Consider the following 12293-nt stretch of genomic DNA (forward strand, 5'->3'; position numbering starts at 1 on the left):
TCCTGACGAGTCGGTGGCGCCGGGGCAGAACATGATGTGCCCCGGCCTGATTCACGGTGTCACCGGCCGCAGGTAGTGTCCAAGACCTCTTTCGGCCGCGGCGATACCCCGAAGACATCGCCGGACCGCGAAACCTGGGCGGGTAGGGGCGTCTGGTAGAACTCCGCCGTGCTCACGATCACCGGCGCCACCCGCATCCTCGTCGACCCGGCCACCGAGACGACCGGAGACCTGTCCGCCGTCGACGGGCGGATCACCGATCAGGCCGTCACCGGTGGCGAGACCCTGGACGCGGCGGGTGCGGTGGTCACGCCCGGCCTGATCAATGCCCATCACCATCTGCTGCAGACCGCGTTCCGCACGCTGCCGGGCACCCGCGGGGTCCCGATGCGCGAATGGCTCGGCGTGATGGCGGCCGGGTACCGCGCGGCCGGGGTCACCCCGGAACTGACCGGGGCCGCCGCGTCCGTCGGGGTGGCCGAGGCGCTGCTGAGCGGCGTGACCACGATCGCCGACCATCACCTGACCTGGCCGGACGGGTGCGACGACGTCGGGATGGCACAGGCCACGGCCACTGCTGCCCGGACTCTCGGCGCGCGGCTGGTGTTCGTGCGGGGCAGCGCCGGCGACGACCCGCAAGCGGCCGCCGATTCCGCCACCCGCATCGTCGAGGCCCTGCTGCCCGGGACGAGCACCGGAATCGGCGACGACGGGATGCTCCAGCTGGCGGTCGGGCCGGCCGGGGTGCACAGCGACCGGCGGGAGACCTTCGAGGCGTTCGCCGAGGTGGCGGCCCGGTTCGGACTGCGCCGCCGGACCCAGGCCAACGAGCAGGTCGACGTCGAGATCGCGGCGCAGCGGTACGGTCGCCGTCCGCTGGAACTGCTGGCGGAGTGGGGGTGGCTGGCGCCGGACGTGACCGTGGCCCACCTGTGTGACGTCACCCCGGCCGAGATCGCGCGTCTGGCGCAGGCCGGCGTCACCGCCACGCACGCCCCTGGTTGTGACGTGCCGATGGGGTGGGGGATCGCCCCGGTCGCGGCGCTGCTGGAGGCCGGGATCCCGGTGGGTCTGGGCACGAGCGGCGGGGGCAGTAATGACGCCGGTCATCTGCTCGCGGACGCCCGCCTGGCGATGCAGGTCTCGGCCCTGGTGGGGCGGCAGCTGAGCGCCCGCGAGGTGCTGGCCTCCACCACGCACGGGTCGGCGGCCGGCCTGGCCCGCCCGGAGCTGGGGCACCTGCGGCCCGGTGCGGCGGCGGACCTGTGCGTCTGGGACGTGTCCGGGGTGGCGGACGCCGGGGTCGCCGACCCGGTGGCCGGGTTGTTGTGGGCCCGTCCGGGACGACGCCCGCGGCACGTGGTGGTCGGTGGACGTGTGGTGGTGCGGGACTACCGGCTCGTCGGTACCGACGAGAGCGAGCTGGTCGGGCGGCTGGGTCAGGCGCTCTCCTGACCGTCCTGACCTTCCTGACCGTCTTCCAGGTACACGGTCGTACCGGACTCCAGGGCTTTCAGCGCGACCACGATCTCCTGGGCGATGCGCGGGGAGGCCAGGCGTTGCACCTGCGAGGGATCGCACCAGGCCCAGGACTGCAGTTCCTCGGCCTGGAGCACGATGTCCGGCCCGTGCACGGGGGTTCCGGCGAAGACCCAGTTCAGGTTGTCGCCGCCGTCGGGGCGGGGTGCGCACCAGTCCACGACCAGCAGACGCCCCGGGGTCAGGCGCAGGCCGAGTTCCTCATGGGTCTCGCGGGCGGCGGCCGACCGGGGTGACTCCCCGGCCTCGACGATGCCGCCCGGCAGCAGCCAGCCCTGCCGGTACGTGGGCTCGACCAGGAGCACCCGTCCGTCCGGATCGGTGATCAGGACCCCGGCGCCCATGTGCTTGCGGGGGAGCGTGGCCAGCCAGGCCAGGTGTTCGGCATCGGTGTAGGTCATTCCCGCGACGCTAGGGGCGCACCGCCGGGTAGGTCGCAAGGGTGCAGTCAGCGGGCGCCCGGGTTCTCCTTCACGATGAACAGCCGGTAGACCTCGGGCCCGCCCGTGCTCCAGCGGTGCGGTGTTCCGCCGCTCAGGTACAGCGAGTCACCGGGGCCCAGCGGCTCGATCCCGTCGGGGCCCAGGTCGACGAGGACCTTCCCGTCCGTGACGTGGATGAACTCGTCCTCGGCGTGCTGGTAGAACTCGCCCGGGTCGGTGTTGTCGCCCTCGTACAGCATCGGCTGCAGGCGCCGGTTACCGGTGGTCAGCAGGCGGGCCCGGCCCAGGCCGTAGGAGCCGGCGGTGCCTTCGCCGGCCCGGTGGACGGCGCTGACCTGTACATTTCCCTGCCCGGCCAGCAGTTCCACCTGGCTGGTGCCCAGCGCCACGGTGATCCGGTCGAGCGAGGCCATGCTCGGGCTGGCCAGTCCCCGTTCCAGCTTGCTCAGGAACCCGTGGGTCAGCCCGGCCGCGTCGGCCAGCTGGATCAGGGTCAGACCGCGGGTGCGCCGGACCTGGCGGATCCTCCTCCCCAGGGCCCGGACCGGATCGCTAGTGTCTGCCGGATGACTGACGGTGATCGCCTCCCTGAAGCTTTACAGCGTCGACGTCGTGTGTGACACGACCGAAACGACAGATGCCTAGATTCGCCGATGTTCCTCACAGGAACATTCGTGCACATCCTAGGCAAGGGCCGTACGGCCCGACCAGTAGTGAAGAACGACAGGAGCACCGTGCCGGCCCATCAGCCCCTTCCGCAGAGCCTCCGTCGGCTGATCGGCGCCACCCTGCCCGACGGGCGGGTCGTCGATGTCGAGATGGAGGACGACGTGGTCACCGCGGTCGTTCCGGCCACCCCCGGTGCGGTGGCGGCCGACGGCGAGCTCGACCTGACCGGCTACCTGTTGCTGACGGCCCCGGCCGAGCCGCACGCGCATCTGGACAAGGCGCTGTCGTGGGACGAGATCTCGCCGCCGATGGGTGATCTCGGCCTGGCCATCGACTCCTGGCGGGCCCACAGCCGGGGTATGACGACCGAGGGCATCGCCGCCCGGGCCACCGCGGCGCTGCGGATGATGCTGCAGGCCGGCACCACGGCCGTGCGCACGCACGTCGACCTGCTGTCCGGGCCTCAGCCGCTGCGGGGCGTGCAGGCCCTGACCGGTCTGCGCGAGGAGGTCCGGCACCTGATCGACCTCCAGATCGTGGCCCTGGCTGCCCCCGACACCCCGGACGCGACCGTCCACGCGGCCCTCGACCTGGGCGTCGACCTGATCGGTGGCGCCCCGCACCTGGCCCCCGACCCGGTGCGCGACCTGGACCGGCTGCTGACGATCGCGCAGGAGCGTGGCGTCGGGGCCGACATCCATACCGACGAGAGCCTGCACGGCGAGCCGACTCTCACCCACTACGCGCAGACGGTGCGGGACTGGCCGGCCGACCGGGTCCGCTCCGCCGGGCACTGTGTGCGGCAGGGCACCCAGAGCGCGGCCGACCTGGTCCCGGTGATCGAGGCCGTGCTCGCGGCCGGCATCGGTGTGATCAGCCTGCCGATCACCAACCTCTATCTCCAGGGCTGGGAGCACCCGGCGAGCACCCCGCGGGGCCTGACCGCCCTGCGCGCCTTCCTCGACGCCGGTGTCCCGGTCGCGGGTGGCGCCGACAACCTGCGTGACCCGTTCAACCCGGTCGGGCGCGGCGACGCCCTGGAGACCGCGTCGCTGCTGGTCACCGCCGGGCACCTGACCCTCGACGAGGCCTACCAGGCGGTCTGCTCCAGTGCCCGCTCGGTGCTGGGTCTGCCCCCGGCCGGGGCCGAGCCCGGCCACATCGCCGACTTCCTGGCGGTGCAGGGCGCCAGCCTGGGCGAGGTGATCGCCGCGGCCCCGGCGCAGCGCCGGGTGATCCACCGCGGCGCGCTCGTCGCCCGTTCGTCCGTCGTCCACGATTCCGCATTCTGAACCGTCAGCACCGTCAGCACCGTCAGCAAGGACAGCCATCATGACCGTGGATACTTCCACCCTCCTCGACTTCCGGGACGTGTCCATGCGTTTCGGTGAGACCGAGGCACTCACCGGCGTCGACCTGAGCGTCCGGCGGGGCGAGTTCGTCTCCGTGGTCGGGCCCTCCGGCTGCGGCAAGTCCACCCTGCTGCGTATCGCCTCGGGCCTGGAACAGGTCTCGGGCGGCACCGCGTCCGTGACCTCGCAACGCATCGGGTACGTCTTCCAGGACGCCACCCTGCTGGCCTGGCGATCGGTGCGGAGCAACGTCGAGCTGCTGGCCGAACTGCACCACGTGCCGAAGGCCGAGCGGGCGGCCCGGGCCACCGCCGCGATCGACCTGGTGGGCCTGAACGGGTTCGAGAAACACCTGCCCCGGCAGTTGTCCGGCGGTATGAGGATGCGGACCTCCCTGGCCCGTTCCCTCACCCTCGACCCCGAGCTGTTCCTGTTCGACGAGCCGTTCGGGGCCCTGGACGAGATCACCCGCGAGCGCCTGAACGACGAGCTGCTCAAGCTTTTCGTGCAGCAGAACTTCGCTGGGCTGTTCATCACCCACTCGGTGGCCGAGGCCGTGTACCTGTCCACCCGGGTGCTGGTGATGTCGGGGCGCCCGGGCCGGATCGTGGGCTCCTTCGACGTGCCGTTCGACATGCCCCGGGATCCCGACATCCGGTTCACCCCCGAGTTCGCCGCCCTGGTGGGCCAGATCTCCCACGCCCTGCGGGAAGGACACCGATGAAGCGCATTCCCTGGTGGCAGCCGAGCATCGTGTTCGGTCTGGTCGTCGCCTTCTGGTACGCGATCGCCGCGTGGTACGACAAGAGCAAGGAACTGGCGTTCGTCGTGCCCTACCCGCACCTGGTGCTCCAGGAGGCGGTGACCGACGGCCAGTTCCGGCAGCAGCTGCTCGAGAACCTGTTCCAGACCATCGTCGTCACCGCGACCGGCCTGCTCATCGCCACGGTGATCGGGATGGGCTGGGCGGTGCTGATGTCGCAGGCCCGGTGGCTGGAGCACTCGCTGTACCCGTACGCGGTGATCCTGCAGACCATCCCGATCCTGGCGATCGTCCCCCTGATCGGCACCATCTTCGGCTACGAGTTCACCTCCCGGGTGATCGTGACGGTGATGATCGCGCTGTTCCCGATGGTCTCCAACACCCTGTTCGGCCTGGCCTCGGTGGACCGCGCGCAGCGGGAACTGTTCCGGCTCAACGGTGCCGGCCGGTTCACCACCCTGACCAAGCTCCAGCTGCCGGCGGCGCTGCCGGCGATCTTCGTCGGGCTGCGCACCGCGGCCGGGCTGGCGGTCATCGGCGCGATCGTCGGTGACCAGTTCTTCCAGCGCGGCACCCCCGGCCTGGGCGTGCTGATCCAGGTGTCCAACTCGCGCCTCAACGGCCCGGGCACGTTCGCGGCCATCATCACCGCCTCGCTGCTGGGTGTCGTCGTCTTCCTGCTCTTCGGTCTGCTGGGCCGGCTGGTGACCGGCAAGTGGGCCGACCAGTCCTGAACCCCGGAAAACCCCCGAAAACCCGAACTTTCGAAGGAAAACCAACCATGATGCGTCGTCCTCTGGCCACGGGCCTGTCCGTCGCCGCCGTGCTCGCCCTGGCCGCCTGCGGCGGTTCGTCGTCCTCGACCGTGAGCGCCGCCCCGGCCGCCGCCGGGTCGGTGGACCTCACCGCCGACTGCCCGGCCACCGTCGTACTCCAGACCGACTGGAACCCCGAGGCCGAGCACGGCCACCTGTACCAGCTGCTGGGCAAGGACTACACGGTGGACGCGGACAAGAAGTCGGTGTCCGGGCCGCTGATGTACCAGGGCAAGTCGACCGGGGTGAACGTCGAGATCCGCTCCGGCGGGCCGGCGATCGGGTACTCCACGGTGACCAGCCAGATGTACCAGGACAAGGACATCATGCTGGGCTACGTGAACACCGACGAGGCGGTGCGGATGTCGAAGGACAACCCGATCACCGCGGTGTTCGCGCCGCTGGAGAAGAGCCCGCAGATGATCATGTGGGACCCGCAGACCTATCCCGGCGTCACCGACATCGCCTCGCTGGGCCAGGCCCTGAAGAGCAGCGGCGGGGTGACGCGCTACTTCGGCGGCGCCGCCTACATGGAATACCTGATCAGCTCGGGCAAGCTCGACAAGAGCGTCACCGACGGCACCTACGACGGCACTCCGGCCAAGTTCGCCGCGGCCAAGGGCAAGGACGCCCAGCAGGGCTTCGCCAGCGCCGAGCCGTACATCTACCAGACCGAGGTGAAGGCCTGGGGCAAGGCCGTGAAGTACCAGCTGGTCCACGACGCCGGCTACCCGTTCTACTCCTCGGCGATGACGGTACGCACCGGTGACCTGGAGAAGGACAGCCCCTGCCTGAAGAAGCTGGTGCCGGTGCTGCAGCAGGCCGAGGTCGACTACTTCGCCGACCCGGCGGCCACCAACGAGCTGGTGCTCGACCTGGTCACGCAGTTCAACAACGGCTGGGTGTACAGCCAGGGCGTGGCCGACTACTCGGTCAAGACGCTGCTGGCCGACGGGATCGTCAGCAACGGCGACAACGACTACGTGGGTGACTTCGACGCCGAGCGGATCCAGAAGATCATCGACATCGACACCCCGATCTTCACCGCGAGCAACACCGCCCCGAAAACGGGCCTGAAGGCCGCCGACCTGTTCACCAACGAGTTCCTCGACTCCTCGATCGGGCTCAAGTGAGCGGCGTCGCTGCCCTCGCAGCAGAACTTCGCACCCTGCTCGGGCCGGAGAACGTCAGTGAGGACGCCGCTGCCCTGGATCGCGCGTCGGTGGACGGCGCGCGGTTGTCGCCGATCATCCTCGAGCAGCTGCCCCTGGGCCGGGCCGAGCTCGTGGCCTGGCCCACCAGCGCCGACCTGATCGCCGCGACGGTCGCGGCGGCCGTGCGGCACCAGGTCCCGATCACCCCCCGCGGCAAGGGCACCGGCAACTACGGCCAGGCCATCCCGATGTCCGGTGGCCTGGTGCTGGACACCACCCGGGCCCGCGCGATCGTCGAGTTCGGTGACGGCTACGTGGTGGTCGAGGCCGGCGTGCCGATGGCCCAGATCGAGCACGAGGCCAACGCCCGCGGCCAGCAGGTGCTGATGTATCCCTCGACCGCGAACTCCAGCATCGGGGGCTTCCTGTCGGGCGGCTCCGGCGGCACCGGATCGATCCGGCACGGCATGCTGCACCAGGACTTCGCGCTCGCGCTCGACGTGGTGCACGCCCGCCCGGACGCGACCCTCGTGCACGTCGAGGGGGCCGAGGCCGAACCGTACATCCACAACTACGGCACGGCCGGGATCATCGCCCGGGCGAAGATCGCCCTGGAGCCGCTGCAGCCGTGGAAGGGGCTGTTCGCCAGCTTCGCCACCTTCGAGCAGGCCCTGAGCGTGATCCGGCCGTTCGCGCAGCTGGAGCCCACCCCGCGGCTGGTCTCGGCCGACCCGGCGACCCTCGCCGGGGCCCTGCCGGCCGACGAGGGGATCCCGGCCGGGCGGGCCAGCCTGCGGGCCATCCTCGACGCGGCCTCGCTGGAGGCCGCGATCGCGCTGGTCGAGCAGGCCGGGGGCCGGGTCGAGCTGATCCGCGAGGGCACGCAGGCCATGCTGAAGATGAGCCGGATCTCCTACAACCACCCCATCGAGTGGCTGCAGAAGTCGTTTCCGGGCAAGTACTTCCACGTCGAGGTGGCCGGCGACGCGCTGGTCGACCGGATCGCCGAGGTGGAGCAGGTCTACCCCGGCGGCCTGCTGCACATCGAGGCGCAGAAGGGCCGCCCGATCGGCATGCTGACCGGGATCTACTCCAGTGCCCAGGAGGTGTACGAGGGGTTCGACCGGCTGACCGAGCTCGGGGTGGGCTTCCACAACTGCCATCAGTGGTTCGTGGACTACCAGCCCGAGCGCACGGCGGAACTGGCCCGCACCACCGACCCGCTCGGACTGCTCAATCCGGGAAAGCTGCAGCAGGAGCTCACCGTGCGCACCGGGCGGCAGGCATGAGCGGCCGCTACCGACTCGCGGAGCTCTCCGGGCCCGCGGTCGCGACCGAGCTGACCGCCTCGTCCGTCATCGTGCTGCCGACCGGGGCGATCGAGCACCACGGCGCCCACCTGCCCCTGATGACCGATGCCCTCATCGCCGAGAGCGTGGCGGAGGCGGCCGTGGTGGAAGGGCGCTCGCAGGGGCTGGACCTGTGGCTGCTGCCGACGCTCACCTACACCAAGTCGGACGAGCACGCCTGGGCCCCCGGCACGATGTGGCTGTCGGCGGAGTCACTGTGGTCGACGCTGGTGGACCTGGGCCGGTCGATCGCCACGACACCGGCGCGCACGGTCGTGTTCGTCAACGGTCACGGCGGGAACACCGCCTTGCTCGGGGTGGCGCTGCGGGAGCTGCGCCGTCAGTTCGGCCTGGCCACGTTCAGCATGCCGGCCGGGGTGCAGCGGGCCGGGCGGGGCATCGAGGGTGAGCCCGACGAGCTGGGCATGGGCATCCACGCCGGGTTCGGCGAGACCTCGCTGGTGATGCACCTGCGCCCGGACCTGGTCGACCTGGATCTGGCCGAGCGCAACGTGCCGGAGAAGATGGCCGCCCTGAAGTACGTCGGGTTCAACGGGTACCCGGTCAGTTTCGGCTGGACCAGCGACGACTTCGGTTCGGGCGTGATCGGTGACCCGACGGGATCGACCGCGGCGGTCGGGGCGCAGCTGTTCGGGGAATCGGTCCAGCGGGCCGTGGGGGCGCTGACCGAGATCGCCGGCTTCCGGCCGTGAGCATCGAGGGTGAGGCCTGGGAGCTGCTGTCGAGCTGGCTGCCGGTCAACGGTGACCCGCAGCGCCCGCGGATGCAGCTGGCGACCGTGACCGGGCAGGGGGTGCCCGACGTCCGTACCGTTCTGCTGAGTGAGTTCTCACCCGAGGGCTTCTGGTTCCACACCGACAGTCGTTCGCGCAAGGTCGCCGACCTGGCGGCCTCGCCCCAGGTGGCCCTGTTGCTGTTGTGGCCGGACTTCTCCCGTCAACTCAGCGTGCAGGGCGTGGCGTCCCTGGCATCGGCGGACGAGATCGCGGCCGCCTTCGCCGCCCGCACCCCGTTCCTGCAGCAGGTGGCCTGGCAGAACACGGACGACCTGGCCCGGCTGCCCGACGACGAGCGGCGGGCCCGGTGGGCGGCCCACGTGGCCACCGACGAGCCGCCGGTCACCTGGACCGGCTACCTCGTGCGCCCGACCCGGCTGACGTTCTGGCGGACCCATGAGGGCACGGCCAGCCGCCGGACGGAATTCACCCGCTCGTCCTCGGGGTGGTCCCGGCAGTACCTGGCCGGATAGCGCGGTTGCCTCCGTCATCCCCCTGTGCATGATCACGACCAGGAAGATGGTCTGCGCGGGAGGAGCGGCGTCCCGGGACGGTGACCGTGGCGCGCCTGACCGCCCGAGCGCGGCGGGCGCCCGGCTGGGTCTTAAGTCCCAGCTACATCATGGCGGGCTCGCCGGACCGTCATGGTTACCTCAAGTGGCCCCGATCGCCTTGACCGCCGGTCGCGAGGGGGACAATTCTCCGGGGTGAGCAATCCCTGAATGACCTGGTGGCGCAGTGCGGCCCGGCCCTTCCGGCCGGGCCGCACTGCGTCCGCCTCCCGTCAAGCTCACCGAGGAGTCAGCAATGCCACCCCCCGTTTCCCGTCCGCGTGGTCGCAAGGTCCTGGCGATCCTGATCGGCTCGGTCCTGGCCCTGATCGCGGGGCTTTTCGCGTTCGGCCCGATGGGGCCCGCCACGGCCGCCGAGCCGGCCGCCGCCGAGCCCACCGCGACCGAGCCCGCGGCCGACGAGGCCACGCTGCCGACCTCCGACACCCCGGACTTCGGCGAGAACGTCAAGATCTACGACTCGTCCACGTCGGCCGCCACCATCCAGAAAGACGTCGACGCCGCCTTCGACGCCCAGAACGTCAGTCCCACGGCCCAGTTCGGCGACCAGCGCTACGCCTTCCTGTTCAAGCCGGGCACCTACGACCGGGTCTGGGCCAACCTGGGCTTCTACACGTCGGTGGCCGGGCTCGGCCGCAACCCCGACGACGTGACCATCAAGGGCGCCGTCAACGTCGATTCCGGCTGGAACTACGGCGACACCGCCAACGCGACCCAGAATTTCTGGCGCAGCGTGGAGAACATCGCGATCGACCCCGAGGGCGGCACCGATCGCTGGGCCGTCTCCCAGGCCGCACCGATGCGCCGCGTGCACATCAAGGGTGACCTGACCCTGGCCCCCTCCAACCAGGACAACGGCCAGGGGTACTCCAGCGGTGGGTACCTGGCCGACAGCCTGGTCGACGGCAAGGTCTCGTCCGGTTCGCAGCAGCAGTGGTACACCCGCAACAGCGACATCGGCAGCTGGGAGGGCGGCGTCTGGAACATGGTCTACTCCGGCGTGAAGGGCGCTCCGGCCAACGCTTTCCCGGACAAGCCGCACACCACGCTGGCCACCACCCCGGTCACCCGGGAGAAGCCGTACCTGTACGTGGACGACGCGGGCAAGTACCAGGTGTTCGTGCCCGCGTTGCAGAAGGACTCCTCGGGCACCAGCTGGCCCGACACCGCCGGTGAGTCGATCCCGATGAGCCAGTTCTACGTGGCCAAGCCGGGTGACAGCGCCGCCCGGATCAACCAGGCCCTGGATCAGGGACTCAACCTGTTCTTCACCCCGGGCACCTATCAGGTCGACGAGACGATCGCGGTGACGCGGCCCGACACGGTCGTCACCGGGATCGGTTTCCCGACGATCGTTCCCGAGGGCGGGGTCACGGCGCTGAGTGTCGCCGACGTGGACGGTGTGAAGGTCAGCGGCCTGACGTTCGACGCCGGCACGACCAACAGCAAGACGCTGATGAGCGTCGGTGCCGAGGGCGAGCACGCCGACCACGCCGCCGACCCGACCAGCATCCAGGACGTGTTCTTCCGGGTCGGCAGCAGCGTGCAGGGCAAGGCCACCACGACCCTGCAGGTCGACAGCGACGACACGATCATCGACCACATCTGGGCCTGGCGGGCCGACCACGGTGGCGCCGCCACCGGCTGGGACGTGAACACCGGTGACACCGGTCTGCTGGTCAACGGGGACGACGTGCTGGCCACGGGGTTGTTCGTGGAGCATTACCAGAAGTACGAGGTGATCTGGAACGGCAACCGGGGTAAGACGATCTTCTTCCAGAACGAGAAGCCGTACGACGTCCCGAACCAGGCCGCCTGGATGAACGGTTCCCAGAACGGTTACGCCGCCTACAAGGTCGCGGACGCCGTCACCGATCACGAGGTGTGGGGCGGTGGCTCGTACGCGTTCTTCAACACCGACCCCTCGGTGAAGCTGGACCACAGCTTCGAGGTGCCGCAGGCGGCCGGGGTGAAGCTGCACAGCATCCTGACCGTGTCCCTCGGCGACAAGGGCACGATCAGCAACGTCGTGAACGACACCGGTGGTGCGGTGCCGAACCCGGCCGGGAACACGACACCGCGCAACCTGGTCGCCTACCCCTGAGGTAGTCCGCCCATCGGCTCCGCCCGGAAGCACCGGGCGGAGCCGATGGGGGTCAGGGGCTGATGCGCCGCCCGGTCACCTGCGACCGGGGGAGCCGGCCGGCCCGGGAATGCCCGCGCATCTGGTCGCTGACGGTGCCGCACCCACTGGAACGGCTCGTGTCGGCGGACACGGTGATCGTGCCGGGCCGCACCCTCAATCGCCGGTTCGCCGAGGAACTGGGCACCACCCCCAGCGGCTGGCTCACGCGCTCGCGGGTGCGCCGGGCCCAGCGACTGCTGGAGACGACGGACTGGCCCATCGACCGTGTCGCCGCCGCGTCCGGGCTCGGCTCGGCCCAGAACCTGCGCTCGCGGTTCGGGCCCCTGGTCGGGACCAGCCCGGCGCGGTACCGGGCCGCTCTCGGCCCCTCGGTCACCGGGTGAGAGGTGCGGGGGGTCCAGGTGCTGAAGGTGGCGCTGGAACTCGAGGTGGTCCTCGCCGGGCCTGAGGGGACGGTACACAGCGCGTGACCAGACACGCCGGGCCCGACGGTGGGGCGGAGGATGACCGATGCCGGCCGAGGGTCCGAGAGGTACTGACCAGTTACGTGTTCGGCTTGTCGCACCTGTCGCAACGTCCCCTTTTTGTCCTTCGCGACACGCCGACCTCATTACACTCCTGTAATTCATTGGCTACCTAGAGTCACTCACGCTGCAATAGGAATTCTGGGGGAGTTCACGAATGCGTGCGTGGG

General features: G+C 70.3%; 12 protein-coding genes. 10 read left to right on the forward strand and 2 right to left on the reverse strand.

Going from position 1 to position 12293, the window contains the following annotated elements; translation table 11 throughout:
• The first annotated feature begins 168 nt into the window (after window positions 1-168).
• Window positions 169-1455, forward strand: coding sequence for an amidohydrolase family protein (locus QSK05_RS13070; RefSeq protein ID WP_285597425.1), 1287 nt, complete (start codon window positions 169-171; stop codon window positions 1453-1455).
• On the opposite strand, the gene QSK05_RS13075 is transcribed toward QSK05_RS13070, so the two are convergent.
• Both QSK05_RS13075 and QSK05_RS13080 read right to left on the reverse strand, forming a co-directional pair.
• Complete coding sequence (locus QSK05_RS13075) at window positions 1440-1940, reverse strand: NUDIX domain-containing protein (RefSeq protein ID WP_285597426.1); 501 nt, start codon at window positions 1938-1940, stop codon at window positions 1440-1442. The two genes, QSK05_RS13070 and QSK05_RS13075, sit on opposite strands and share 16 nt — an antisense overlap.
• Window positions 1941-1987: 47 nt before the next feature.
• Window positions 1988-2563, reverse strand: a complete 576-nt coding sequence (locus QSK05_RS13080) for a helix-turn-helix domain-containing protein (RefSeq protein ID WP_352301374.1) — start codon at window positions 2561-2563, stop codon at window positions 1988-1990.
• A 153-nt stretch (window positions 2564-2716) separates the two neighbouring features.
• Between QSK05_RS13080 and QSK05_RS13085 the strand changes: the two genes are divergently transcribed.
• From QSK05_RS13085 to QSK05_RS13125, 9 genes are all read left to right on the forward strand, one after another.
• Window positions 2717-3943 carry an amidohydrolase family protein gene (locus tag QSK05_RS13085; RefSeq protein ID WP_285597427.1) on the forward strand — a complete coding sequence of 409 codons (1227 nt, stop codon included), beginning with the start codon at window positions 2717-2719 and terminating at the stop codon, window positions 3941-3943.
• A 40-nt stretch (window positions 3944-3983) separates the two neighbouring features.
• On the forward strand, window positions 3984-4727 hold the full coding sequence (locus QSK05_RS13090; protein WP_285597428.1) for an ABC transporter ATP-binding protein: 744 nt from the start codon (window positions 3984-3986) through the stop codon (window positions 4725-4727).
• Complete coding sequence (locus QSK05_RS13095; protein WP_285597429.1) at window positions 4724-5500, forward strand: ABC transporter permease; 777 nt, start codon at window positions 4724-4726, stop codon at window positions 5498-5500. The genes QSK05_RS13090 and QSK05_RS13095 overlap by 4 nt, the downstream gene beginning before the upstream one ends.
• 47 nt (window positions 5501-5547) lie before the next feature.
• Complete coding sequence (locus QSK05_RS13100; protein WP_285597430.1) at window positions 5548-6714, forward strand: substrate-binding domain-containing protein; 1167 nt, start codon at window positions 5548-5550, stop codon at window positions 6712-6714.
• Complete coding sequence (locus QSK05_RS13105) at window positions 6711-8024, forward strand: FAD-binding oxidoreductase (protein ID WP_285597431.1); 1314 nt, start codon at window positions 6711-6713, stop codon at window positions 8022-8024. The genes QSK05_RS13100 and QSK05_RS13105 overlap by 4 nt, the downstream gene beginning before the upstream one ends.
• The gene (locus QSK05_RS13110) at window positions 8021-8797 is read left to right on the forward strand and encodes a creatininase family protein (protein ID WP_285597432.1); all 777 of its coding nucleotides are present in this window, start codon (window positions 8021-8023) and stop codon (window positions 8795-8797) included. The genes QSK05_RS13105 and QSK05_RS13110 overlap by 4 nt, the downstream gene beginning before the upstream one ends.
• Window positions 8794-9354, forward strand: a complete 561-nt coding sequence (locus tag QSK05_RS13115) for a pyridoxamine 5'-phosphate oxidase family protein (protein ID WP_285597433.1) — start codon at window positions 8794-8796, stop codon at window positions 9352-9354. Before QSK05_RS13110 ends, QSK05_RS13115 begins: the two co-directional genes overlap by 4 nt.
• Window positions 9355-9688: 334 nt before the next feature.
• Window positions 9689-11557, forward strand: a complete 1869-nt coding sequence (locus QSK05_RS13120) for a pectate lyase-like domain-containing protein (RefSeq protein WP_285597434.1) — start codon at window positions 9689-9691, stop codon at window positions 11555-11557.
• 62 nt (window positions 11558-11619) lie between these two features.
• Window positions 11620-11982 (forward strand): helix-turn-helix domain-containing protein, encoded by a 363-nt coding sequence (locus QSK05_RS13125; protein WP_285597435.1) that lies wholly within the window; start codon window positions 11620-11622, stop codon window positions 11980-11982.
• Window positions 11983-12293 lie beyond the last annotated feature (311 nt).

Source organism: Kineosporia sp. NBRC 101731 (genome assembly GCF_030269305.1).
Classification (GTDB): Bacteria; Actinomycetota; Actinomycetes; order Actinomycetales; family Kineosporiaceae; genus Kineosporia.

Coding starts and splice junctions, on each gene's coding strand:
- QSK05_RS13095 (WP_285597429.1), top strand. CDS start 4,724: ATGAAGCGCATTCCCTGGTGGCAGCCGAGCATCGTGTTCGGTCTGGTC.
- QSK05_RS13100 (WP_285597430.1), top strand. CDS start 5,548: ATGATGCGTCGTCCTCTGGCCACGGGCCTGTCCGTCGCCGCCGTGCTC.
- QSK05_RS13125 (WP_285597435.1), top strand. CDS start 11,620: ATGCGCCGCCCGGTCACCTGCGACCGGGGGAGCCGGCCGGCCCGGGAA.
- QSK05_RS13110 (WP_285597432.1), top strand. CDS start 8,021: ATGAGCGGCCGCTACCGACTCGCGGAGCTCTCCGGGCCCGCGGTCGCG.
- QSK05_RS13120 (WP_285597434.1), top strand. CDS start 9,689: ATGCCACCCCCCGTTTCCCGTCCGCGTGGTCGCAAGGTCCTGGCGATC.
- QSK05_RS13075 (WP_285597426.1), bottom strand. CDS start 1,940: ATGACCTACACCGATGCCGAACACCTGGCCTGGCTGGCCACGCTCCCC.
- QSK05_RS13090 (WP_285597428.1), top strand. CDS start 3,984: ATGACCGTGGATACTTCCACCCTCCTCGACTTCCGGGACGTGTCCATG.